Below are 23,119 nucleotides of genomic sequence, written 5' to 3' on the forward strand. Positions count from 1 at the left end.
CTGTGGTGTCGGCTAGATTTCCCGGCATGAGCCTGTTGGACAACGCGGCCGCGGTACTGGATGAGCGGGGCGTGCTTGAGCCGCTTGGCGGGTTGATCCGGCAGGTGTACCGGCGTGCCGCGGACCGGCACGAGCCGGAGCTCGGCGACGATGCGATGAGTTTCGGCACCACCGTGTGGCGCAACTTGACCAACCTGGGCAAGGCAACGTTCGCCGGTGTCGACGGAGTGCGGGTGCGGCTGGAGGACAACTCCCTGGAGGTCCTTTGCGCCGGGTACGTCGTGCGGCTCTACTCACTGCAGGGTGGGATCGAGTCGATCCGGTGGGAGGGTAGCGAGGCCCGGCTGGGCGGGGCGGTGGAGAACAGCCACGACGGCCAGTTGGCTTTCGACGACGACGAGCAGTTCCCGGAGGTCTTCGCCGGTATGGTGCCGCCCAAGCGGCATCTGCGCGTCGCGCACACCGGGGACATCACGACCGGCGAGGCGACGGCGTACCTCGGACTGCCCCGGGACAACCGTGAGGGCGGATCGCCGTGGTTCGAGGTGATGCTGTGGTTCGGCGAGGCGGTGACGGTCGGGACCCCGCTGCCGGTCGTCGGCGATCCGACCGGCGTGCCGGGGCAGCGGCACGATGAGCTGCCGATCCCCGAGCTGCCGATTGAGACGCTGCGGCCCGGCCTCGCCGCCGGCCGTACTTTCGGTGCTTCCGCCGGCCGATCGGCGTGACCGGAGGGATCCGCCCGCCGGTCCCGGCCACCGCGGCCGTCGCGGCGTTTGAGCCGCACGCCCTCGGGTTGGCGCGCCGGTGGCGGCGGATGCGCAAAAACGAGCTGGCTCGGCAGATCGGGGTCACGGCGGCGGCGGTCAGCCAGTACGAGCTGGGGCAGGCCCGTCCCTCGGCGGCGGTGCTGGCCCGGCTGGCGTTGGCGCTGATGATGCCGGTCGAGTTCTTCGCCGCCGGCATTCCGGCTCCCACGTCGCCGGGGCGCGCGCACTTCCGTAGCCTGCGGACCACAAGTCAGGCTGAGCGCGACCAGGCGGAGGCTTTCGGCGAGGTCGCCTGGCGGATGGTCGAGGTGTTGAGCCGGCAGCTGCGGCTGCCCGAACTGCGGCTGCCCCAGCTTGACCTGCCGGAACCGGCGCGTGCCGAGGATATCCGCGCAGCCGCCGCGGCAGGGCGCCGGGAGTTCGGGCTCGACGACGGGCCGGTGCCGCACACGGTACGGCTGCTGGAGGCGCACGGGGTGATCGTGCTGTCGTTGCCGGACGCCTCGGAGCGGGTCGACGCCTTCTCGCACTGGTACGGGCAGCGGCCGTTCGTCTTCCTGAACCCGGGCAAGAATGACAGGGCTCGCTCCCGGATGGACACCGCCCACGAACTGGGTCATCTGTTGCTGCATCACGACGCGGAGCCCGGCAGTCAGATCCTTGAGCGTGAGGCCACGGCCTTCGCTTCCGAGTTCCTCGCCCCCAGTCCGGCGTTGGCCGCGGAACTGCCGGCCCGCCTGGACTTTGACCGGCTGCACGAGTTGAAACGCCGCTGGGGCATCAGCCTGAAGGCGCTCGTGTATCGGGGTCACGACCTGGGCGTATACCGGGACCACACTTACCGGCGGGGCATGACCCTGCTCGCCCAGTGGGGGCATCCCGAACCGGGTGACCTGGGTCCTCGCGAGCAGCCCTCCCTGCTCGGCCGGGCTGTGGCACTCCTCGGGCCGCAGCGGGTAACGATAGATAGTTTGGCAGCGCAGGCCGGCCTTCCGGCAGCCCTGGCTCGTTCAGTGATCGACGCCGCCAGCGAACAGTTGCCCGAACTGCGGCTGGCTACAGGAGACTCCTGATGCAACGGAGGGTGCGTCGGAACTGCTGGGCCGGCCGACGATCGGGATGATCCTTCGAGGTTGCGGCACTCCGCCCCTGGGCGGGGCGGGCACTCCGGTGTCCTGCGGGTGGGGACGGCTGGTTGGTGTGGCTATCCCAGGCCCACTGTTCGTCCACCGACGGCCCGCCAGTTGCGCTGGCGAAAGCGGTGGGTTCCGGGCGGACGTAGCGCAGGCAAGTGATCGGCCCGGCGGGGCCGGCGCAGCATGATCGCGAGAGCTTCCAGGTGCAGGCGGGGGCCGGAGGCAGCTCAGGGCTGCGGAAGTGTCACCCCTCTGCTGTCGCTTCCGGCCGATGCCCGCAGGTCGCGCAGGCGTTGTCCAGCACTCGTCGACGTACGCTCCGGTGTCGTGCGGCCTGACACGCGAGGGCAACTGTGAGCAGCGCCGCGCCGGCGAGAAGAATCAATGATCCAGTGGTGACGACGAGGCCCGCCGGGGTGTGTCCGCCGCCGCTGGTCCCCCAGATCGCCTGGCTGAGCTGATCGGTGCCGAGCAGACCGGCGGGGGTGGTGAGGAGCACCGTCGCCCAGAGTCCGGTGTCATCGGCGCGCAGGGCGCGGCCGAGTCCGACGAGTAGGACCAGGGCGAACAGAAGCCCACCGGCCATCGCCAGAAGTTCCGGGGTCGAGCTGTACGAGACAAACCAATTCCCGCCGTTCTCGGCGGAGCTGAAAGCCGCGGACACGGCTGTTCCGAAGCCGGCCGCGAGGAGCGGCAGGCCTCGTGCGATCCAGCTGGGATGAGAGGGCAGTGCGAGGGTGGCGAGGCCAAGCGCGATGGCGGGGAGTAGCACGGACAGCGGCGGTCGGGGTTGTCCGATGAGAGCGGCCACGAGTGGCAATGCGACGGTCAGCAGGAGGCCGCCGGCCGCCGCGGTTCGTGCCCAAGACCCGGGCAGCGCCGTGGCGGTGAGGCCGACGACCAGCCAGCCCAGCCAGATGACGGCGCCGATGGTCTGGAACGGACCCGCCGGGTCCAGCCCGGTGACGCGGGGGTCGTTCAGCTCGACCTGCAGGAGCAGGAAGGTCGCGACTGCGACGAGGGTGTTCAGCGCGGCGGTCGCGGCCAGTGGCAAGGCGGCGGCCAGCCCGAGGGCGCCGTACCCGCGCAGTCTCTCCCGGAGTCCGGCACCGAGGAGGTCGAGGGCGTCGTGCGGGGAGGGCCAGCGCCGCCCCGGTCCGACCGTGTCGAGGTATGTTCCGACGATCTCGTCGCCTCGCTCGGCCTGGTAGTCACCCGGGTAGGCCCGCAGCAGTCGCCGGTAGCGGGACTCCAGCGGTGACCCGGCCTGCTCCGGCGCGGGGTTGGGCTGGTTCATGCCAAGCCTCCGCTCGGTCGAAGGGTGGGGCGGGCGATCGCCCCCGGGAGGTTGACAGGGGCGCGTGAGGTGCCGCCGGCGGCGGTGCCTGCGGGCCGAATCCGTAGCCGCTGACTGGCGGCCTCTACGTTGCGGCGCAGTCGTTCGGTCTCCGCGGTGAGCACGGACCGGCCCACTTCGGTGAGCCGGTAGTAGCGGCGCAGCCGTCCCTCGACGATCTCCTCGTGGTCCCGCTCGACCAGCCCCTCGTCGCTGAGGCGATCAAGCGCGCCGTAAAGGGTGCCGGGCCGCAGCGCCAGCCGACCGCCGGAGAGCGCGGCGACGTCGCTGATGATGCCGTAGCCGTGCATGGGCTCCCGTGCAAGGGCGGTAAGGATGAGGAAGGTGGGCTCCCGCAGCGGCGTGGGTGTGGCCATGGCCTCAATATATCGGTGATGAAGCTATACCGGTGGCCAGGCGCTGAAAAACGCCGGCCCGGTCCTAGCAAAGGGCAATCGCTGGCGGAGCTTGCCGATCAGGTCGGATGTCGTCCTATGCGGCCGTCGGTGCCGAAAAGGATGGCCGAGGAGATCGCTGCAGGCGCCTGTCCGCCGCCGGCTCTGCCGGCGAAGTGGTGAACCAGCCACGAAACGGCAGCGGCCGGGAGGCGACCACGGTCGCGCGCCGGTGCGGTCGCCGGGTTGTGGACGGGGTGGCGGCCGGCCGTGCTGGCCGGGCGAGGTTCATGGCTCGGCGGGCGGCGCGGGCGGCAGCGCACATGCCGCGCTGGCCGGCGCACTGCAGGTTGCGGCAGTTGCCGTGGTTGTCGGGTTGGTGGGCGGCGGTGACATCGAGGGCGAGCCGCCACAGGAGTGGGTCGATCACATCGCCGGGGATCACGGCGAGCAGGCTGAGGCGTTCACGAGGCATGGTGAAGTCCCTTTCGTCGACGGTCGCATCGTCCGGCACGGACTACCGGACGGACGGTGGACACGATCGACGCTCACCTTTGCCCAAAGATCAAGTCTTCCGGTCTCTTCGGCCTTTCCGGCTGGCAGCGCGAAGGTTGTTGTGACGGTCAGCTACAACTGTCACTTTTCAGCGATGGTTATCACCGCGGCTGATCCGCCGCTCCGGGCGGTGGTAGGAATTCGCTGAAGATTGATCGCCGGGTTCCGCCGGCCGGAGTCGGCGGCGGTCGCGTGAAGACGTTCGCCACTCACAGCAACTCACAGCGGCGTGCCGCCAGTGCGGGCGCGGGCGCTATCGCCGGAGAGCGTGGCTGACAGATTCTGACAGTTCCCGATCGAGGCGCGGTTCGCTTCCGGTCGCCTCGGTGCGCGCCCGTAAGGCGGTGACGGTTACCGGGCCGGCGAGCTGGCGGGTGGGGGTGGTTCGGCGGCGTGCGGCGGCCTGCAGGCCGCCGCACGCGCCGCGTGTTCCGCTGCTCCTCATTAGGCGGCCCGCTCGGCGGGGGTGGGCTGGTTGTGGGTGGGGTATTGGTCGTCGTGGTGGGTGTCGGTGTAGGGCAAGTCGATGAGTCGGTGACGGCCGGTACAGCCGGGGAGTTGCCAGATCTGGTGGGCGGGGCTGGCGGCGAGGGCGGTGCGTAGTTCGGCGGTGGTGGTGGCGATGACCGCCTTCGGGTCGGTGCCGGCGATCCGGTGGTGCAGGTTCGCCTCGCGTCGTGCGGAGGGTAGGTGCAACAGCACCGGCCATGCCCAGGTGCTCAGCATGTACAGCCGCTCGTATTTGATGATTTTGTCAATGAGGACCTGCAGGTTCTCACCGCTGGTGTCGTACTCGAGGAAGAACGGCACGGACCTTCCGTCCTCGGTCCATATTCCGGCGCCGTCGGGACGGGGGAGGCCGGTCGCTCCGGCGAGGATGATGTTCGGGTTGGCGCCTTCGCGGTAGAGGGTGCCGGGTTCGTGGTAGGCCGATGCGGGTTGCCAGCGGGCGAGGTCGCTGTCGGGGTGGGTGCGGGCGTGGGCGGCGAGGTCGATGAAGACCTGGTTGCCGCCGAGCAGGTGCGGCAGGTCCGGTCGGTTGGTCAGGGAGTGTTTGCGGCGGCGGGCTTGGTCGCGGCGGCCTCGTGGGAGTCCGCGTTGGGCGTGGACGTGGTCGTAGCCGAGTTGGTCCAGGACGTAGTGGTAGGGGTGCGAGCCTCCGTCGGCTTTGTTGGGTCGGAACCGGTCGACCGCTCGCAGGGCGGTGAGGCGGCGTAGCCGGCGTTGGGTGAAGTCCAGGGATGGGAACAGGGCGGCGGCTATCTGGTCGGTGGTGAGCACGCCGTGGTCGTAGAGCCAGCCCAGGAGCCGGTCGTCGCGGGCGGTGATGCTGGCCTGCAGACGCAGCAGCGGATCCGCGGCGGGTAGGTGTTTACCCATGGGCACAAGCCCTGGGGGAGAGACCCGAGACTGGAGGGTCTGTCTGGAGCGGTCCCAGACTCCTGACAGCGGGGCTGACCTGGGCTGTGAGCGGCCGTGCGGGGTCAGGTTGGGGGTCAGGATCAAGACGGACGGTAAAACGGAGATCGGCACTGACCGCTGAAGCGCCGGGCACAACGGGTTCAGCGTGAGGGTGTGGTGAGGGTGGGTGTGAGTCGGGCCGGTGACGCTGGTGAGGTTCGCGGTGCGGGATGATCATTGTTGTTACCTCAAGGTCGCAGGTGCGAGTGGGTGTGAGGTTGGTGCGCCCCGTGGCCGCAGGGGGCGGGAGCAACCGGAGGTCCGTAATCGCTGTCCGGAAGCCTGGTTGGACATGCCAACCTGCCTGGTCTCGCGCGTTTGGCGAACTTCCGGTGACACGGGCAGCCAATCGCCTGAAGGTCGAAGTTGGTGTAGCGGCTGCGACGTGCGGTGTGAGAGCCGTCGGCGTTGCCGTTCGGGTTCGAAGCGAACGGCAACCTCCGGTAGTCCTCCTGACAGTGGCCGGGTGATCGCTTCGTTGGGCCGCCCCGGTCTGCTCCTCGACCGGCCCACCCGGGCCGGTCGAGGAGCAGCGGTCGGTTGGTCAGTGGCGTGGCGGGTAGTGGTACTCGCCGTTGGCCACGGATTCTTCGTAGGGGCGTTCGGGGTCGTAGATGGGGTGTGGGGCTCGGGGCCGTACCTCCTTGAAGGTCACGGTGTCGGGCGGCCACTGATCGGGGGTGTGGGGAAGGTCGGTCAGGGCGAGGCGGTGTGTCTCGCCGATCGGCTGCCAGAGCGGGTCGGCCGGGTGGCCGTGCTCGGGGTTGCTGGTGACGACGGTGAGGTGCCGCGTGTTGCGGCGCTCGAGGTAGCGGCGCAGGTCCTGCTCTCGCTGCGGGTCGGCGGCGTGGAACAGCAGAGTCGCCAGGCCGGTTTGTTCGGCCAGCCGCCGGTAGGCGTGGACGTGGTCGGCGAGGTCGGCGGGACGGATCTCGCTGGGGTCGGGCTGGTACCAGAACGCGTGGCGGTCGCGGTCGTGGATGTACTCGCCGTGCCAGGCGGCATGTCGCGCCGCGGTGACGTATCGGCAGGTGCGCGGTGACCACCAGGTGCGTAGGTCACTCCCGGGTTCGGTGAGCGCGTGGGTGGCCAGGTCGACGAAGAAGTCGTTGGCCTGCAGCAGGCCGGGCAGGCCCGCGTGTTCGCGGAGCCGGTCGCGGGCCCGGTACGCCTGCGCCGGTGTGACGTCGCGGTCTTCGTCGAGTGGGGTGAGTTGGGCGCCGATCGGGCCGAGGCACCACGAGGTGTCGGCGGTGACCGCAACGCTGGTGTTCCAGAGGCGGTCGATCCAGCCGCGTCGGGCGAGGATCGCAAGACGTCGGGTGGCCGACGCCGTGGTGGTCGCGAAACCGAGTGCGGTGAGCTGCGCGGTGGTCAGGACGCGATGCTCGGCGAGCATCTCGACGGCCCACCAGTCGGGCCGGCGCATGCGGCCGCTCTCAGCCAGGAGCAGCTCCACCGGGATCGGTCGGGTGGACGGGACAGTGAACTGGGAATGGTAGGTGGTCGACATGACCGGTACCTCCAAGATGGCACCACCCCGACAGGGGGTGGCAGGGGTGGATGAATGTTCGTGCGACCGCGTCGATGCGGCGCACCTCGGGCGGATCACGCCACCGCGGTCGTGCGTCGCGGTGGGTGACAGGGCAACGGCTCGCCTGTTCCGTGCCCGGACGGCAGCCCGGGCACGGAGCTGGCTGGTCCGCGCGGCCGGATCACCGGCCGGTCATGCGGTACGGCGAGAATCCGAGCGCGGCTTCTGGCGCCGTCATTAACAAACCGTCGCTTGTGTGCTCTGGCGAACGCCTGCCCCACTCACAGCCACTCACAGCCACTCACAACGAGGGGTTTTCTCAGTTGAGGTGATCCGTCCCAGGAGCCCTCACCGGGGGAAGTGACGGCGCCGCGAGAAGAGGGAGCCGACCTACGCGACTGCCGTCGACGTGGCGGTAGGGGTGGAGAGGCGACGGCGGCTGGCGGCGCGCAGACTGGCCCGGCGTTCGGCTTGCGCCGCCAACGCCTCGGCGGCCTGCGGGGACGCTGCGCCGGTCAGCATGCCGTTGGCGAGGGCTTCGGCGAGGCGGGTGTCGATGCGACCCAACCGCATGCGCAGGGCGTCGGTGCTGATGCCCATCCGGGCCGCGATCGGATCCATGGCCCGCCGTCCCAGTCGCACGTCGATGTAGGGCTGCTCGTCGTCGGCGTCGAGGATCCCCAGGCGCACCGCGCGGCGTACCAGCACGTCCGGATGCCCGTAGGGCACCTGCGGGGTCCGCGGTCCCGTGACGCGCTCCACGTCCTCGACCGGAACGAACTCGCTGGCCTGCTGTCGCAGCGCGTGCCCGGCGCGCCACCCGGCCCGGCACAACGACGCGTACGGCGCCCGGCGGGCCACGTCCACGTGATTTTTCAGCGCCGCCAGGAAACCCGCGAGGATCTCCGCGCCGATGTCGTCGGGGTCACCGCGGTAGCCGTCAGACAAGCGCCTGGCGTAGCGGCGCAGCGCCGGCATCGCCATGCCGACCGCGGCGATGACCCACTGCGGTCCGTCCAGGCGGGCACGACGGATCAACTCTCGCCACACCGCGTCGCGGGGCGTGTAGGCGCGCGGGTTCGCCAGCAGCCAGTCCCGCAGCGCCGGCAGCGCCACGGAACCCCTTGGCAGGCCGTCATCCGGACCGAACATGTCGAGGTCGAGGGACAGGGGCGCCGGGTCCCTGGTCAGCGCCGCGAACGCGACGTCGACGGCGTCCAGGGGTGCGGCGGGCCAGATCGTGTCGGACACACTCATGATCAGTACTCCTCGGTCAGAGACCATCGAGGGGTCGCCGTCTTTTCGGCGACGCTGGGATGCCGATTACGCCACGACCCACTCACAACCGCTCACAGCGCAGGTCAGGCTCGCTTTTCGCCCCCGGCGGACCGCCGTGGCGCCCCACCCGAACTCCGGGTGTCAGTCCGGCACCTGGCGGGCGACGCGGACGGGCCGCGGTACGGCTGAGCAGGGCTGTGAGCCACCGAGGCGCACCGTGGGCGGCACCCGGACGGCTCAGCGAAGAGGTCACGGTCGTCGAGCCGCGCCCACCGCTCACAGTCACTCACAGCGGCTCACAGTCACTCACAGCCGCTGGCCCCGCCCGTCTGGTCAGCGAATCTCGTCCGTCATCGGCGGTCGGATCACTCTCGTTGGCACTGAACCACCTTGGCTGGCGTCGGACCGACAGCGCCGATGAACTTCGTGCCGTCGAAGGCGCGCCGTAGCCATTTCACCGCTGGAGTCGCACCGCCGCTGGTCACCTCGCGCTAGGGGTGCTGAGCAGGGCTGTGAGCGTAGGGGCGGGTGCGAGAAGTGTCCGACAGGAGAGTCTCCGGGGCCCTATACACCCTCCCACTCACAGCGACTCACAGCCGCTCACACAGACTCACAGCGACTCACAGCGGCGTGGCATTCGCTGCCGGCACGCTCGGTAGGCCAGCGGACGGCGCCGGCGTGGCGCGAACCCCGACCAAATGCCGCGTCCTCGTCCCCGGGCGTCAGGCCCGGCGCCTCACCCATGTCGACCGCCGAGGTGTGCGCACCAGTGGGAGAACCCTCGGTCCCGGCTGCCTCGCCCGGGAAGCGGGCGATCCGGTGTCAACGAGGGCGGTCGATTGACAGGTTGTCCGTGCGGGCGTTGGCGACCGCGTCCGAGAGGACAGGACCGTCGGCATGGGCGCTGTGTCACTTTGTCCGGACACGCGTTCACGAGCGGTCACATGACGTCGAGAAGCGTCGATGGGTATCGTGCGCGCGGCCATGGCCTCAAGGTGGGCACAGCATCTCCTCCGTGTCTGGACCGGTGTCCGTGACGTCGCGCATGTCATCGATGCTCGTCGTTGACAACTTGTCCGGCGGGTCGCTGATCAGGCCCGGGACAACTTTTCCTCGCGTTTCACCGGCCTGGAGTGACACTGGCGCAGGTTGGCGGAGGTCCGTCCCGTGGCGGCGATGGCCAACCGGCATGACATCCCCGCGCCGCGTAGGCGGGTGTGTCAACCGCTCGCCAGCGTTGTCCGCGCTCGTCGGTGACGGACATGTTCGCGGACAACTTGTCATCGACTTGCATGAGTGCCTGACCGGTCGTGCCACTTCGCCGTGTGACACGTTGGCACCGTGGCGGAGCCGTTGGCGGACAGGCTGTCGCAGCATTCGTCAACCGTCACACCGCCCACCGTGTCATCGACATTCGCCACTGCCCGGGTGGGTTGGCGTCGAGGCGGCGGCGCATCGGCGTGGTATCGGCGCCGGCTCCGTGTGAGCGCACGGACGGGCGGCCTGTGAGTCCCTGTGAGTGGCGGTGAGTCAAACAGGCGTTCGCCAGAGCACACAGGCGCGGGTTTACAGATGTCAGTGCCCTGACCGGCGCGGCGCGGAGCCGACATCGAGATGTGTAAGCACCGACGTAAGTGGCGCCTGAGCTGTCCCGGCCGGCCGTGCTGGATGTCGCCGAGCCAGATCGAGCGCCTGTCGGATCTGCTCCTGCGGTCCGGCCGTGAGGGCCGAGTCCGCATCCGGGCATCCGGCCTCACCGCCGCGCGCCCCCGTGCCTGACGCCGTACGCCCGTACCCACCGTTGAGGAGATGACCATGAGATCGTCCAGACGCACTCGAACGGTGCCACCGCAGTCTGGGGAAGAGGCGGCCGCGGGTGAGCGGGAGCCGACGTGGACGGCCGAGCGGATCCGCGCCCTGGGTGCCAGCACCGACCTGGCAACCGCCGCGGCGGTGCTCGGCATGTCCCGCTCCGCCGCCTACAAGCTGATCCGCCGCGACGCGTTCCCCGTGCCGCACTTCCGCGTCGGTGCCCACTACCGGATACCGACGGCGCCGCTGCTCGCCGCCCTGCACCTGCACGACCTGGGGACCACGCCAGAGCAAGCCGGCGGTGCCGCGAACGCCCCACCGTAGGCGCCTCCCGCGCCGGCGAGGACCCATTCCGTCCAACCCCCACGCCGCGCTACCGCGCGTGGCCCTGATCCCGCTCCGAGCTTCCGCCGGGACCGTCGTCTGACGGTCCCGGCGACTTGATCGTGCCTGCGGATCACGCGTGGATGTCGATCGACGAAACCGATGCACCCCTACCTGATCTCGAGGAGCACCACCTGCCATGCCTGACGGAAGCATCTTCAAACGCTGCGGCTGCCGCCACCCCGACACCGGCAAGCCCTTCGGCAACGACTGTCCGAAGCTGCGCCGCCCCAACCGCGCCTGGAGTTCCGAGCACGGCCACTGGGCCTACCAACTCGAACTCCCACCTACCGCCGACGGCCGACGTCGCCAACTACGCCGCGCCGGCCTGCCCAACCGCCGCGCCGCTGCCGACGAACTCGACCAGGCCCGGGAACTGCTCGCACTCGCCCTGCGTGGGGACCGGCGGCGCCGCACCGACATCGCCGACCTACTTCAGGCCGCGGTGCGGGCCAAGCGCCCCCTACCCGAGGTCAACCGCCTACGGCAGCGGCTGCGCGGCGACGGCCCTCTTGCGGACACGCCGACCCTCGCTGAGTACCTCACCGGCTGGCTGACCCACCTCACGGTCGACGCGAACACGCAGCGCGGCTACGAATCGATCACCCGGGTCCACCTCATCCCACACCTGGGGGACATCCCGCTGGACAAGCTGCGCACCACCCACATCCGCGCCATGTTCGCCGCCATCGAGCGCCGCAACGACGAGATCACCGCCGCGAAGGCGAGCACCGACCCAGTGATCCGCACGACCGTCACTGGCGTGCGACCCACCGGCCCTAGCACACGCCAGCGCATCCGCGCCTGTCTACGCAAGGCGATCAACGACGCCCTCGCCGACGAACTCATCGTCGGCGCCAACCCCGCAGCCCTGGTCAAGGTGCCCGCCGACCGGCCCCTGCCAATCGTGTGGGAGGACGAACGCATACAGCGGTGGAAGAGCACCGGCGAGGTCCCCGGACCGGTGATGGTGTGGACCGACTCCCAGGTCGTGCGGTTCCTCGACTATGCCGCCGCGCACGCTCCGGACCTGCATCCGATGTGGCACTACATGGCCTACCGCGGACCCCGCCGCGGCGAGGCGTGCGGCCTGCGTGACAGCGAGGTTCGCCTGCACCGACGGGAGACCACCATCAACAACCAGATCGCCACCCACGGCTACACCGCTGTGCAGAAACCGCCGAAGAGCAGAGCCGGCAACCGCGACGTCGCCCTCGACGCCGACACCGTCAAGGTCCTCACCGCCTACAGGGCCCACCGCGCCCAGTGGCAACTCGCCGCCGGCCCGGCGTGGCCCGACACCGGACTGTTCTTCGTCCGCCCCGACGGGCAGCCGTGGCACCCAAGCGCCGTCACCCAACGGTTCCGGCGGCTTGTCCGCAAAGCCGGGCTACCCCCGACCCGGCTGCACGACCTACGCCACAGCGCCGCCACCATCGCCCTCGACGCCGGCATCGACATCAAAGTCGTCTCCGAGCAACTCGGTCACTCCACCACGACCCTGACTCGCGACACCTACCAGAGTGTCACTAGGCGGATGCACCAGGACGCCGCCGATGCTGTCGCGAAGAAGATCAACCAGAAACGCCGCAAGGCGGGATGAACCTCACCTCACGAAAGCGGCGGCGGACGACCGTGTGCGGCCGGGCCGGCCCCGGTCGCCCGAGCGAATACGCTCGCGACATGGGCGGTGACGACCAGCGGCTGAGCCGGCGGGGCAGCTTCGACGAAGACCCGGACAACTACCAGGCGGCCCGGCCGGGATACCCGCGGCGGGTGTACGAGGTGCTTGCCGAGTGCGGGCTGCGACCGGGTGCGCGCGTCCTGGAGATCGGACCCGGCACCGGGCAGGTGACCCGTCCCCTCGTGGACGCCGGCGCGTCGGTGCTGGCGGTGGAACTCGGTGGCCGGCTGGCGGCCCGGCTGCGAACGAACCTGACCGGCCACGACGTGACCGTCGTCGAGGGCGACTTCGCCACCGTGGCGCTGCCCGACGACACCTTCGACCTGGCGGTCTGCGCCACCGCGTTCCACTGGCTGGACGCGGGCGCGGCGGTGCGACGGCTGGCCCGCCTGGTGCGGCCGGGCGGAGGGCTGGCGGTGTGGTGAACGGTCTTCGGCGACCCCGACCGCAGCCCGCCCTGGCGTACGGAGCTGGACGCGGTGTACCGACGATGGCTACCGGGGCAGGGGCGCGGCCCCGCCGGTGTGCCAGCGCCGCTGCGGGTCGCCGAGCGCATGGCGGAACTGCGGGCAGGTGACTGGTTCGGCCCCGTTCAGGTCGAGATGATCCGCTGGGAGCACCAGCTGACCCCGCACGGCGCGCGCGGGCTGTGGGGGACCTTCCCGAACGTCCGCGAGTTGAGCACTGACCAGCGCGAGGCGTTCCTCGACGGCGTCGCCGAGGTGATCGCCCGCCAACCCGGGGCGACGGCGATCGACCACTACGTCACCGCGCTATACACGGCGCCGCGGCGAGACAGCTCCGCCCTTCCGGCCGGTTCTTGAAAGCCGGCAGCGGACGACTGAAGGCCGCCAGCGATCCACGCCTTAAACAGGGACTGGGCCAGCCGGGACTGCAGGAGCCGGACACCACCTGCAAGCCGATGCGCCCCTCCGAGTTGATGTTCGGGGGTTGGGTGCGGGTAGCACCGCTGCGCTGGTGCAGGCGGTCGCGGCCGGGGCTGCGCATTCGGGCGGAGGGTGTGGCCGGCGACGACAGCGGGGGACCGTCGTCGCCGGCCACGTCGGTCGCCGCTGCCGTCCCTCTACGGGCCGGCGACCGGCTTTGAGCGTCCTGGCGTGGGCCCAGCGCGGCTGGCGGGCGCCGAGGCGGGACGGTCGGTGGGAGCGGTGACCTGGGCGTCCGCACCGTGTCTAGCGTTGCGCGTCGGACTGAGCGGGCGCGGGCGCGGTGACGGTCGCCGGCCTGGCGGTGTTCACAGGCCAGGATCCGGGAGCCGGGTGAGGGTCGCGGCGCATCGGGGCGATGACCGGCCCGTCGGGCAGGGTGAGCGCGGGTCTCGGGAGGTAGCCGTGCCGGCGGTACACGTCCTGGCTGCTATGGATGGTCTCGGTCCAGGAGGGTATGTCGATGCGGTCGAGGCGGCTCTCGTGGTGGGTGAGCATCGCCTTGCCGATGCCGCGCTGCCGGGCGGCAGGAATGACGGCGAGAACTGCCAGGTGGTAGTGAGGATCGGTGGGTCGGACCGCGGTGAGTAGTTGGTCGAGGAGTTCGAACTGCCGCGCGTGCCGGCCGGCGGCGTCGGCCAGTCGGCTGCGGTAGTTCGACGGTGGCGGGATGCTGCGGTAGCGGTGAAACCCCATCGCTGCGGCGCTCAGGTCATCGGTGATCTGGATGTCGCCGAAGAACATGGCGTGTTCCACCCAGATGACCGCCACGTCAGTGAGGATCCGCCGCCGGCAGGTCGGATCGGGCACCAGCCACTGGGCGAGCGGACCGGAATGCAGGGCGTCGGCAATCAGCGCGGCGACCGGATCCTTGTCCGCCCACCGGGCGGCACGGATACGCGGAATGACGTCCATGAGATGCCTCCAAGGGCAGCGGATCGGGTGGGGCGGTTACGGCTTATCGGTAGGTGGCGGTGGCGAGGTCACCGACGGCGGCGTCCACCGCGGCGGTGATGTCGCGTACCTGCCGGTGGTGCTGCGCGGCGATGGTGCGTAGCTGCACGGTGAGGGCGGCTATGTCGTCGGCGAGGTACAGGTGGTTGGTCAGGCCGAGGGTCGCGACGAGGCCGCCGAGGGCGGCGGTGTGGTTGTCGGGCTGGTCACGGCCGGCGGCGATGTAGTGCAGCCGGGCGCGGGCGACGACCGGCCACTTCAGGTCGGCGGGCAGGTACCGGTCTGTGCGGGCGAGCCCGCCGAGGCGCCGGCGCACGTCGTGGCGCAGGATCCCGCCGGCGTGCAGGCCGGCGCGGGTGCGGTCGTACAGGTCGTCGGCGAACCCGCGCAGCCACCCCCGCAGCGACAGGGCCGGATGGGCGTGGCGGATGGATGCCAGGGCGGTGTCGGCGATCAGGTCCCCGACCGGGCGGTCCAGGTGCAGCCAGACACGCTGCTCCTCGCCCGGCCCGGTGTCGTCGCTGGTAACGAGAGCGATCCGCCCGGCGAGGAAAAGGTCGATGAGTACCGCACCGGCCAGGCCGAGGGCGAGGGCCTGGCGGTGAATGTGCGGGTGGCCGGTGTCGTCGTCGTGACCGAGCAGGAACAACTCGTCCCGCAGCGGCAACGGAGGGATGGACGAGGTCATCTCGATCCCGCCCTCTCTACCGCGGCCCGTCGGCGTGCTGCCGCAGGTGGGCGTGCATCCCGCCGTAGGCGGCCTGCGGCTGCGGAAGCAGCAGCTTGCCGACGGCGGCGAGGACCGTGTAGTTCGGGTCGCAGACGTTGCCGATCGGCGCCCGCCCGGCCTGCGACACCAGCTGGTAGGCGTCGAGCTGCTCCAGGCCGGTGAGGTCACTCACCCAGCCGACCAGGTCGCGGTGCGCGATCCGGTACGCGTCCTCCAGGGGACGGGCGCAGCCAACTGACATGATCGACGTGTCGGTCTCCAGGCGGGGCCACACCGTCGGAACGCCCTTGATGACCTCGATGATCAGGGTGGTGGTCGTGGCGATCTCCACCCCGATGCCGCAGACCTCACCCTCGCCCTGGCGGGCATGCCCGTCGCCGAGGGCGAGCATCGCCCCGTGCACATTCACCCCCAGATACAAGGTGGTACCGGCGCGCAACTCCGGCGTGTCGAGGTTCCCGCCATGGCTGTCGGGCACGATGGTCGAGCGCGCCTCGAACCCGCCGGGTGCGACCCCGATCGTGCCGATCATCGGGTCCAGGGGCAGGTCGACGCTGTGGTCGCTGCCCGTGGCGTGGAAGCGGACCGTCCCGGCCTGCCGGTCGATGTCGTACACCCACACCCGCTCCTCCAGCGGTGGCTGCAGCGTAGCGGTGTGCGAGGTCGAGGTGAGCGCTCCGAAGTGCGGGAACGTCGACGAGGCTCCCCAGTCCCGGGCGGGCTCGATGGCAGCGAGGCGGATCGCGAGGGTGTCGCCGGGCTCAGCGTCCTCGACGAAGAACGGCCCCGACACCGGGTTCAGGTACGGCATCCGGCACACCCGCGACGGCAGGTCCGCCGGCCCGCGCACGAGACCGCCGAAGCAGTCCTCCGTGAACACTCGCAGCACGTCGCCGGAGCGGACGTGGGCCACCGGCATCCGGCCACCGAAGGTGTAGGCCAACTCATCGCGAGCCGGACGGTAAGTAATCGTGTCCATGCCGGTCACACCCGTTCCACGTGACGGGCCTGCGGCTGCGCGGGCGCCAAACCCGACAGCGCGGGCCGGCGGCCGGCCAGGTACAGGCCGGCGAGAACGACCATGCCGAGGGCGAGCCAGGCCAGGCCGAGGCGCTGCGCGGCGATGTTGGCGTTGACCACCACGTAGGCGAGGATCGCGAACCCGATCGCGGGCATGACCAGGTGCGCCCACCAGTTGCCGCTGCGCTGGCGGATGAGGTGGTGCACGACCACGGAGACGTGCAGCACGAGGAAGGCGACCATCGCCCCGAAGTTGATCAGCGACGACAGAAGGGTGATCCCGTCGACGCGGGTGGCCATGTAGAGGCCGAGGGCGAGGGACACGGCGCCGGTGAGCAGGGTGGCGTTGATCGGCACGTTGCGGCGGATCGATACCTTCGCCAGGAACGCGGGCAGTTGCCGATCGCGGGCCATCGCGTACAGCAGGCGTGAGGTGGCGACCTGGGCGACCATCGAGTTCGGCAGGCCCCACGCGATGGCCGTCGCCACCGCGCACAGGGTCGCCAGCCACCCTCCGCCAGCCACCTGCGCGGCGTCGTAGAAGGCGGTGCCGTTCGGATCCCCGCCGCTGAGCAGCGAGGCCGGCTCGGGGACGAGCATCGCGGCCAGCCAGGTCTGGGCGATGAACAGCACCCCGGCCAGGATGAGGACGGCGGCCATGGCCCGGCCGATCTGCCGGGAACCGCCCTTGGTCTCCTCGGCCAGCATTGAGATGCCGTCGAAGCCGAGGAAGGACAGCACCGCGATCGACACCGCACCGGCGACAAGCGACCAGGTGAACGTGTCGGAGTTGTAGAACGCGTCCCAACTGAACCTGCCCCTACCCGAGGCAAGAGCCCAACCGGCGACAGCGAGGAAGACCGCCAGGACGACCAACTCACCGACCAGCATCACCCGGGTCACCATCGCGGTCATCCGCATCCCGACAGAGTTGACGACCGTGTTGACCGCGACGAACCCGAGCAGCCACAACCAGACCGGCACCGCCGGGACGGTGGCGTGCATCGCCACCGACGCCACCAGGTACAGCAGACCCGGCACGAGAACGTAGTCGAGCAGGATCACCCAGCCGGCCAGGAACCCGACCGGTGCGCTGATACCCCGGCCGGCGTAGTTGTAGACGCTGCCCGACATCGGGAACGCCTTCACCATCTGCGCGTAGGAGAACGCGGTGAACACCAACGCCACCACACCGACCGCGTACGCCAGGGCCACCATCCCGCCGGAGCCGGCGTAGACGCTGCCGAAGATCGCCATCGGCGCGATCGGCACCATGTACACCAGCCCGTACGCGACCAAGTCCCGAAACCGGAGTTGCCGGCTCAGTTCCTGTCGATATCCATATCGGGAGAGGTCATTCTGAAAACTCATCACACTCCTCAAATGTCTGCGTCCTGGCCAATCTCGCGACTCGCAGCTGACTCGTCAGCGAAGGCAACCGCTTCGTCGGACCTGAACCGCTGCTAATGATTTCGACCAGTAAGCGGACAGGTATCTCAGCAACGAGATTTGCTCACCGAGACAGATGAGTCGATAGCGCTGATGCGGACACACGGTGTTGTCCGCATGCAACTGTCCGCGTAGCGTTCGACCACGTACGGTCAGACCTTTCCAACTGCGGCAGTGACGGACAGACAGCACTCAGGAGTACCGGTGGCGCAAACTCCACGACGGCTGACCCCGCACCGATCGGCGCTGCATGGATTCGGTGCCGCGCTTCGGCAGTGGCGCGAGCGCCGCGGGCTGTCCCAGCGCGCTCTGGGCGGGCTGGTGCACGTCAGCGGGGACCTCATCGGCAAGGTGGAGAAGGCCGAACGTTGGCCGTCCGCCCGCTTCGTCGAGTCGTGTGAGGGCGCACTGCAGACGGGTGGTGAGCTGGTCCGCTTTCTGTCAGACCTCGAGAGTGGGCGTCGCCTCACCAGCGTCGGCTACCGCTTGGTCGACGGTGCGGAGGGCCAACTCCGGGCCTCCATCGATCATCCCGACAGGCCCTACCTGCTCCGCTCGTGGTACGAGCAGCTCGCCGGTCTGTCCATTGCCGGAAACCGCACCGGATACGCCGGGATGGCGTCCACCGCCCATGCGCAGATCAGCATCGCAGCCGCCGTCGGGCGGCGAAGCCGTTCAGCCGATCGTCGAGACGTACTCATCGCGCAGGCACTGTGGGCGGAGTTTCTCAGCTGGATCGACGAGCAGGGCGACGCCGCCGAGGCTGACGCCTGGCTGCGACGCGCCCAACAGCAGGCCGTCGAAGCCAACGCGCCGGCGCTCGCCAGCTACGTCCTGATGAGGCAGAGCCAACGCGCCCTCGAACGCTTCGATCCGCGTAATGCCATTGCCTTGGCGCAGCGGGCGCTGGAGGAGGTCCGGCTACCAGGCCGTATCCGCGCTCTACTGCTGATCCGCCAGGCCCAGGCCTACGCGATGGGAGGTGACCAGAACGCCTGTGCAGCCAGCATCGACAAGGCGCACAGGGTCGCCGGCAGCGCCGACTGGGGCTCGGAACTGCCGATCGATGTCGGCGTCCACTGCGACGCGGTGTACGTGGCTGCCCACGAAGCGCAATGCCGTCTGCTCCTCGGCCAACCGGCGGCTGCTGCCGATCTCTACGAGCAACTCCTGCGCCACTGGCCAGCTCAGTGGCGCGTCGACGAGGCCCTTTGGCGATCGGCCCTGTCCACCGCCTATCTCAACAGTGGCGACGTCGAGCGCGCGGCGACCGAGGCCGCCAACGCCCTGGCCTTGGCCACTGGCACCTCCTCCGCGCGAGCTCTGCGCTGGTTGAACCCGACGGCGGTGGCCCTGCGCCAGCAGACAGCCATTCCCGAGGCGGCGGCCTTCGTGCTCGCCTATCGGCGGGCGACGCTCGAAGCGTGCAACCATTAGCCCGTGGATCTCATCACCACGGCGACGAGCACCGACGAGTCCGAACGAGCAGCGTCCGTCGCGGTCCTCCCAGTCGGGAGTTTCGAACAGCACGGCGCCCACCTCCCGCTGCTGACGGACACCATCGTGGCATGCGCGATTGCGAAGGCAGTCGCCGAGCGCTACGGCCTCTTTCTGCTGCCGCCCGTGACGATCTCCTGCTCCCACGAGCACGCCGCGTGGCGTGGAACGGTCAGTATCAGCGCCACCACCCTCGCCGCCGTGGTCGTTGACATCGCTGACTCCCTGCGTGAATCGGGCATCGACCGGCTCGCTGTGATCAACGGACACGGCGGGAACTACGCGCTTGCCAACATCGTTCAGGAAGCCAACGTCGCCGGACCGAGGATGACCCTGTTCCCCGCTCGGGCCGACTGGGACGACGCTCGAGTTGCCGCCGGCCTGCACAGCACAGCCCACCAGGACATGCACGCTGGCGAGCTCGAGGTCTCGCTGCTTCTGCACGTTGCGCCGGAAGTGGTGCGTGATGGCTTCCAGCATGCAGACCACCTAGCGGACGATCGACGTCACCTCCTCACGCGGGGCATGAGTGGCTACACCACCAGCGGCGTCATTGGTCTGCCGTCCCACGGCACCGCGGCCAAGGGCAGAGCCGTACTCGAAGACCTTGTGCGCTCCTTCGCCGACCACTACGGCCTCCTGCCGAGACTCTAGGCATGATCAGGAATGTTGCTGGACGAGAGCTTCTGTTCGCATCGACGTTGTCCTCGGGAGAGCGATCGGGCGGCCGCAGTTTGCAGGGTGAGCCGGGAGCAGGGACAAGGTGCTCGGACGTAGAGTCGGCGACGTATGGGCACACACGCCGGCACGGAAATCCGAGCGCTGCCGGTGGCCGCGCCGGTGTCCCGGCGACCGGTTGACGAGCCCGCCGTCGTCCGGTCCGCGTGGAAGTTGTTCGAGGAGGACCTGTGAGGCTGGGCGACAGGATCGCTGAAGTGTCGGTGGACGATGCCGTCCGCGCCTCCGTGAGTTATGACCAGCTGCGTACCGGTGCTGACGGCCTGTACTGGCTGGAGACTCGCCCCGACGCCGGCGGGAGTACGACGGTGACACGGTGGCGGTCCGGCGAGGGCAAGCATGATGTCAGTCCGAAGGGCTTCGATGTCGCCAGCGGCGTTCACGCGTATGGGGGCGGATCGTTCGCTGTCGTCGAGGGGATGTTGTGGTGCGTCGGCGGAGATGGCCTCTACCGGCGCCGTCGTCACGGCGATGAACTCGAATTGGTCAGCCATGGATGCTTCGGTGACCTGACGATCGGCGACGGCGAGTTGCTGGCTGTGCGGGAGTCGGAGCAGGGTGACCAACTCGTCGCGGTGTCGCTCACCGGTGCTCCGCAGATGCGAACTCTCGTCTCGTCTCGGGGGTTCCTCGGCGCGCCTCGGCCAGGTCCGGGCTCGTTGGCCTGGACCGCCTGGAGCGAGCACGACATGCCTTGGGACGCGTGTGAGGTGTGGGCCGCCGCCTACTCACCGCACGGTGGGGTCGAGGACCCGGTAAGGCTCGCCGGTGGTTCGGATGAGTCTGCGGTGGAGCCGCGGTGGGGACCCGGCGGGGCGTTGTACTTCGTGTCGGACCGCAATGGCTGGTGGAACCTCTACCGGTGGAACGGCCTCCAGGCGGAGGCGGTGGCGCCGATCGCGGGTGAGTGCGCCGCGGAGCCGTGGGAATTGGGTTACACGTCGTATGGCTTCCTCGACGACGGTCGGATCGTCGTGGCGGTGCAGGAGGGGCCGCGGCACCGCCTCGTCGTCGTCGAGTCCGACGGTACTGTCCGCCCCGTCGACCTCCCGTACACGTCGATCAAGCCGTACCTCGCCGTGCAAGGGACGACCGTGGCGTTGATCGGATCGTCACCGACCGCAGCCCCGCAGGTCTCGCTCGTGAACCTGGCTGACGCTGCCCCCCAGGTGGAGGTGCTTGCCAGGTCGGAGCACGCCGCGCTCGACGGGGCGTGCGTTTCGACGCCGACGGAGTTGCGCGTCCGAGTGGCCAGTGGTCGGGAGGTGTTTGCCCTGGTGTATCCGCCGACGGGCTCGGCGGCGGACTGGCGGGCGCCGGTGATCGTTCGGGCGCATCCCGGGCCTACCGCCTCCTGCCTGCTTCGCCTGGATTGGCAGGCGCAGTTCTTCACCAGTCGCGGGTTCGCCGTCGTTGATGTCGACTACCTGGGAAGCACTGGGTACGGCCGCGTGTTCCGGGAATCGCTGTACGGCCGGTGGGGCCTGGACGACGTCGATGACTGCGCGGCGGTGGCGGTGCACCTGCTGTCCACCGGGCGGGCGGTGCCGGGGCAGGTGTTCATCCGCGGTGCCAGCGCCGGCGGCTACAGCGCGTTGCACGCGGTGTCACAGGACGGCCCGTTCGCCGCCGCCACCGCGGTGTCGGCGATCGTCGATCCTGAGCGGTGGGCGCTGACGGTGCCCCGGTTCCAGCGGGCGCACGCGATGCGGCTGCGCGGGGGCGCCGGCCCGGTCCGTGCGGTCAGGGTTCAATGGCCGGTGCTGCTCATTCACGGCACCGGCGACGAGGTGGCCGTGGTCGAGGATGTCCGCGACCTCGCCGACGAGTTGACGTCTCTCGGCATGGCGCCCGAGGTGTTGCTTCTTCCTGATGTCGGCCACTACGTGGCGTCGTCCCGTCGAGCAGGCGCGGCGCTGGAGGCGGAGTTGGCTCACTATCGCTCGGTGATGGCGGGTGCGGCCATCGATCAACCGGGTTGCACAGCCGCCAGCGGTAGTCGGTGACGCACGTACTCGCCGAACTCGCGGACCTCGGGCTCACCCCGATAGGACTCGAGGTCAGCCTGTACCTCGACGATGCGCTGCAGGCAGCGGTGCGAGGTGGTTCGTGCCGCGAAGTCGACTGCCTCGCGTGCGGTGGCGCAGGCTTCGTCGATGCGGCCGGCGGCGGCCAGCGACGAGGCCATGAGCGCGGTGTCGATGGCGAGTCGCCGGACATGGGTGGGGCTCAGCGCGGCGAGAGCGTCGCCCGCGTGCCGTTGAGTGTGCCGCGGTCGGCCCAGGTCGTGGAAGCAGTGGGCGATCTCGTCGGCGAGGTACGCCGCGTCGAAGTACCGGATCCACGCCGGCTCGTCCTCGGGCTTGCTGCGGGCTAGTTGCGTCTCCACGATGTCAAGGTGGGTCAGGCAGTCGCCTTCGCGTCCGAGGCGGGCGTGCGTGCGCGCCACCACCGCGTGCAGTGCGGCTGCCACAGCGGGCGTCGCCCGGGTCTCGCTCCCTCTCACCGCCGTGAGCGCCATTCTGCGTGCCGGCTCGGGGTGCCCGCAGTGCAGCGCGAGATGGCCGATGTTCACGGCGAGCAGGTAGCTGCCGTACAGGCGGTCGTCGGCAGCTTCCGTCAGACGTAGAGCGCGAAGGTACCGGCGCTGGGCGAGGCCGTGGGCGCCAGTGTCGACCGCCTGGTACCCGCAGAGTTCGAAGAATCCCGCCGCCAGCGTGTAGAGCTGGCGACCAACCGCCGCAGACGTTGGAGTATTCGCCAACAGTCGGTTCAGCTCGCCTTCGACGTACCGCTGCACCTGCGCGTGAACTCGTCCAGCACCGTGGGTGTGGTCCAACTGCCGGAACATCGCCAGAGCGGTCTCCGCCGAATGAAGATCCTCTTCGTCGATCTGGTCAGGCGAGCCGGGCCGTCCGGCCGCGGGCGGCCGGGGTCCAGCCGCAGCGTTCAGCCAGTCAAGGGCGGCGCGATCGAGGACACCGGGTTGGAACGGAACCCGAGCGACCATCTCGGCCAGCCCCAACGTTCCTGTCGGGCGATTGGACAGCGCGCTGCTGAGGCCGCCGTCGGCCGGTGAGGGGGCGCTCGGCTTGCCGTCGCTGGTCCGGTTCTTGTCGAGCAGCGGTAGCAGGCGCATCAGAGAGCCGCCGGTCACCAGCGCCTTGTCGCAGGCCTCGACGAACTCGCGGGAGGGGAACCGATCGGCTGTCTCCACACGACGTACGAGATCGGCACTGAAGCGGATCATGATGCCGAGCCGCGCCTGCGAGAGGTTCGCGCGTTCGCGCAGTCGGCGCAGTTCGGCGCCGAAGAAGTGGCGCTCGGACAGGGATGGCTCGAGCTCCCGCGGGGTCTGGCCCATGACACCGCCTTTCGGGCTGCTCGCCGCCGACGGCATTGAGCAGCGTGGACGTCGCGCACATAGGGTCACTCAGTG

At 69.7% G+C, this 23,119-nt stretch carries 21 protein-coding genes; 11 read left to right on the forward strand and 10 right to left on the reverse strand.

Going from position 1 to position 23,119, the window contains the following annotated elements; all coding sequences use genetic code 11:
- Positions 1 to 26 precede the first annotated feature (26 nt).
- Both O7614_RS04755 and O7614_RS04760 read left to right on the forward strand, forming a co-directional pair.
- On the forward strand, positions 27 to 728 hold the full coding sequence (locus tag O7614_RS04755; protein ID WP_278137274.1) for a hypothetical protein: 702 nt from the start codon (positions 27 to 29) through the stop codon (positions 726 to 728).
- A complete protein-coding gene (locus O7614_RS04760; RefSeq protein WP_278137275.1) occupies positions 725 to 1,843 on the forward strand; it encodes an XRE family transcriptional regulator in 1,119 nt (372 codons plus the stop codon). The genes O7614_RS04755 and O7614_RS04760 overlap by 4 nt, the downstream gene beginning before the upstream one ends.
- A 307-nt stretch (positions 1,844 to 2,150) precedes the next feature.
- Here O7614_RS04760 and O7614_RS04765 read toward each other — a convergent pair whose 3' ends face one another.
- Together O7614_RS04765 and O7614_RS04770 are read right to left on the reverse strand one after the other, a co-directional pair.
- Positions 2,151 to 3,203 (reverse strand): GlsB/YeaQ/YmgE family stress response membrane protein, encoded by a 1,053-nt coding sequence (locus O7614_RS04765; RefSeq protein ID WP_278137276.1) that lies wholly within the window; start codon positions 3,201 to 3,203, stop codon positions 2,151 to 2,153.
- A complete protein-coding gene (locus tag O7614_RS04770; RefSeq protein ID WP_278137277.1) occupies positions 3,200 to 3,619 on the reverse strand; it encodes a PadR family transcriptional regulator in 420 nt (139 codons plus the stop codon). The genes O7614_RS04765 and O7614_RS04770 overlap by 4 nt, the downstream gene beginning before the upstream one ends.
- Before the next feature lie 382 nt (positions 3,620 to 4,001).
- Between O7614_RS04770 and O7614_RS04775 the strand changes: the two genes are divergently transcribed.
- Positions 4,002 to 4,340 (forward strand): hypothetical protein, encoded by a 339-nt coding sequence (locus O7614_RS04775; RefSeq protein WP_278137278.1) that lies wholly within the window; start codon positions 4,002 to 4,004, stop codon positions 4,338 to 4,340.
- Positions 4,341 to 4,636: 296 nt separating this feature from the next.
- On the opposite strand, the gene O7614_RS04780 is transcribed toward O7614_RS04775, so the two are convergent.
- The 3 genes from O7614_RS04780 to O7614_RS04790 form a co-directional block, all read right to left on the reverse strand.
- A complete protein-coding gene (locus tag O7614_RS04780) occupies positions 4,637 to 5,572 on the reverse strand; it encodes a replication-relaxation family protein (protein WP_278137279.1) in 936 nt (311 codons plus the stop codon).
- A gap of 625 nt (positions 5,573 to 6,197) precedes the next feature.
- Positions 6,198 to 7,166, reverse strand: coding sequence for a replication-relaxation family protein (locus O7614_RS04785; RefSeq protein ID WP_278137280.1), 969 nt, complete (start codon positions 7,164 to 7,166; stop codon positions 6,198 to 6,200).
- 411 nt (positions 7,167 to 7,577) lie between these two features.
- Entirely contained in the window at positions 7,578 to 8,444 is an 867-nt protein-coding gene (locus O7614_RS04790) for a hypothetical protein (protein WP_278137281.1), read from the reverse strand.
- Between the two features lie 1,836 nt (positions 8,445 to 10,280).
- Between O7614_RS04790 and O7614_RS04795 the strand changes: the two genes are divergently transcribed.
- The 4 genes from O7614_RS04795 to O7614_RS04810 all read left to right on the forward strand — a co-directional run bounded on the left by O7614_RS04795 (position 10,281) and on the right by O7614_RS04810 (position 13,169).
- Positions 10,281 to 10,601: a helix-turn-helix domain-containing protein gene (locus O7614_RS04795; protein WP_278137282.1), complete on the forward strand. Its 321-nt coding sequence runs from the start codon at positions 10,281 to 10,283 to the stop codon at positions 10,599 to 10,601.
- 199 nt (positions 10,602 to 10,800) lie between these two features.
- A complete protein-coding gene (locus tag O7614_RS04800) occupies positions 10,801 to 12,264 on the forward strand; it encodes a site-specific integrase (protein ID WP_278137283.1) in 1,464 nt (487 codons plus the stop codon).
- Between the two features lie 80 nt (positions 12,265 to 12,344).
- On the forward strand, positions 12,345 to 12,770 hold the full coding sequence (locus O7614_RS04805) for a class I SAM-dependent methyltransferase (RefSeq protein WP_278137284.1): 426 nt from the start codon (positions 12,345 to 12,347) through the stop codon (positions 12,768 to 12,770).
- A gap of 54 nt (positions 12,771 to 12,824) precedes the next feature.
- Entirely contained in the window at positions 12,825 to 13,169 is a 345-nt protein-coding gene (locus O7614_RS04810; RefSeq protein ID WP_278137285.1) for a hypothetical protein, read from the forward strand.
- Positions 13,170 to 13,538: 369 nt separating this feature from the next.
- Here the strand turns inward: O7614_RS04810 and O7614_RS04815 are convergent, their stop codons facing one another.
- From O7614_RS04815 to O7614_RS04830, 4 genes are read right to left on the reverse strand one after another with little or no spacing between them, the layout of a single operon-like run.
- Positions 13,539 to 14,207 carry a GNAT family N-acetyltransferase gene (locus O7614_RS04815; RefSeq protein ID WP_278137286.1) on the reverse strand — a complete coding sequence of 223 codons (669 nt, stop codon included), beginning with the start codon at positions 14,205 to 14,207 and terminating at the stop codon, positions 13,539 to 13,541.
- A gap of 43 nt (positions 14,208 to 14,250) precedes the next feature.
- Positions 14,251 to 14,934: a GPP34 family phosphoprotein gene (locus tag O7614_RS04820; protein WP_278137287.1), complete on the reverse strand. Its 684-nt coding sequence runs from the start codon at positions 14,932 to 14,934 to the stop codon at positions 14,251 to 14,253.
- A gap of 16 nt (positions 14,935 to 14,950) precedes the next feature.
- Positions 14,951 to 15,964: an acetamidase/formamidase family protein gene (locus tag O7614_RS04825; protein ID WP_278137288.1), complete on the reverse strand. Its 1,014-nt coding sequence runs from the start codon at positions 15,962 to 15,964 to the stop codon at positions 14,951 to 14,953.
- Positions 15,961 to 17,367 (reverse strand): APC family permease, encoded by a 1,407-nt coding sequence (locus O7614_RS04830; protein ID WP_278137289.1) that lies wholly within the window; start codon positions 17,365 to 17,367, stop codon positions 15,961 to 15,963. Before O7614_RS04830 ends, O7614_RS04825 begins: the two co-directional genes overlap by 4 nt.
- A gap of 282 nt (positions 17,368 to 17,649) precedes the next feature.
- On the opposite strand from O7614_RS04830, the gene O7614_RS04835 reads away from it, so the two are divergent.
- The 4 genes from O7614_RS04835 to O7614_RS04850 all read left to right on the forward strand — a co-directional run bounded on the left by O7614_RS04835 (position 17,650) and on the right by O7614_RS04850 (position 21,686).
- Positions 17,650 to 18,882 (forward strand): helix-turn-helix transcriptional regulator, encoded by a 1,233-nt coding sequence (locus O7614_RS04835; RefSeq protein ID WP_278137290.1) that lies wholly within the window; start codon positions 17,650 to 17,652, stop codon positions 18,880 to 18,882.
- A gap of 3 nt (positions 18,883 to 18,885) precedes the next feature.
- Positions 18,886 to 19,596, forward strand: coding sequence for a creatininase family protein (locus O7614_RS04840; RefSeq protein ID WP_278137291.1), 711 nt, complete (start codon positions 18,886 to 18,888; stop codon positions 19,594 to 19,596).
- Positions 19,597 to 19,731: 135 nt separating this feature from the next.
- A complete protein-coding gene (locus O7614_RS04845) occupies positions 19,732 to 19,854 on the forward strand; it encodes a hypothetical protein (RefSeq protein ID WP_278137292.1) in 123 nt (40 codons plus the stop codon).
- A gap of 644 nt (positions 19,855 to 20,498) precedes the next feature.
- Positions 20,499 to 21,686, forward strand: coding sequence for a prolyl oligopeptidase family serine peptidase (locus tag O7614_RS04850; RefSeq protein ID WP_347404393.1), 1,188 nt, complete (start codon positions 20,499 to 20,501; stop codon positions 21,684 to 21,686).
- On the opposite strand, the gene O7614_RS04855 is transcribed toward O7614_RS04850, so the two are convergent.
- Positions 21,650 to 23,044, reverse strand: a complete 1,395-nt coding sequence (locus O7614_RS04855; protein WP_278142145.1) for a helix-turn-helix transcriptional regulator — start codon at positions 23,042 to 23,044, stop codon at positions 21,650 to 21,652. The two genes, O7614_RS04850 and O7614_RS04855, sit on opposite strands and share 37 nt — an antisense overlap.
- Positions 23,045 to 23,119 lie beyond the last annotated feature (75 nt).

The sequence above is a fragment of the Micromonospora sp. WMMD961 genome (assembly GCF_029626145.1).
Classification (GTDB): Bacteria; Actinomycetota; Actinomycetes; order Mycobacteriales; family Micromonosporaceae; genus Micromonospora.

Bases quoted from the DNA above. Each gene is read 5' to 3' on its own strand.
- O7614_RS04830 (WP_278137289.1), bottom strand. From the start codon at position 17,367: ATGAGTTTTCAGAATGACCTCTCCCGATATGGATATCGACAGGAACTG.
- O7614_RS04790 (WP_278137281.1), bottom strand. From the start codon at position 8,444: ATGAGTGTGTCCGACACGATCTGGCCCGCCGCACCCCTGGACGCCGTC.
- O7614_RS04820 (WP_278137287.1), bottom strand. From the start codon at position 14,934: ATGACCTCGTCCATCCCTCCGTTGCCGCTGCGGGACGAGTTGTTCCTG.
- O7614_RS04795 (WP_278137282.1), top strand. From the start codon at position 10,281: ATGAGATCGTCCAGACGCACTCGAACGGTGCCACCGCAGTCTGGGGAA.
- O7614_RS04770 (WP_278137277.1), bottom strand. From the start codon at position 3,619: ATGGCCACACCCACGCCGCTGCGGGAGCCCACCTTCCTCATCCTTACC.
- O7614_RS04805 (WP_278137284.1), top strand. From the start codon at position 12,345: ATGGGCGGTGACGACCAGCGGCTGAGCCGGCGGGGCAGCTTCGACGAA.
- O7614_RS04780 (WP_278137279.1), bottom strand. From the start codon at position 5,572: ATGGGTAAACACCTACCCGCCGCGGATCCGCTGCTGCGTCTGCAGGCC.
- O7614_RS04845 (WP_278137292.1), top strand. From the start codon at position 19,732: ATGGGCACACACGCCGGCACGGAAATCCGAGCGCTGCCGGTGGCCGCG.
- O7614_RS04815 (WP_278137286.1), bottom strand. From the start codon at position 14,207: ATGGACGTCATTCCGCGTATCCGTGCCGCCCGGTGGGCGGACAAGGAT.
- O7614_RS04765 (WP_278137276.1), bottom strand. From the start codon at position 3,203: ATGAACCAGCCCAACCCCGCGCCGGAGCAGGCCGGGTCACCGCTGGAG.
- O7614_RS04855 (WP_278142145.1), bottom strand. From the start codon at position 23,044: ATGGGCCAGACCCCGCGGGAGCTCGAGCCATCCCTGTCCGAGCGCCAC.
- O7614_RS04785 (WP_278137280.1), bottom strand. From the start codon at position 7,166: ATGTCGACCACCTACCATTCCCAGTTCACTGTCCCGTCCACCCGACCG.
- O7614_RS04800 (WP_278137283.1), top strand. From the start codon at position 10,801: ATGCCTGACGGAAGCATCTTCAAACGCTGCGGCTGCCGCCACCCCGAC.
- O7614_RS04755 (WP_278137274.1), top strand. From the start codon at position 27: ATGAGCCTGTTGGACAACGCGGCCGCGGTACTGGATGAGCGGGGCGTG.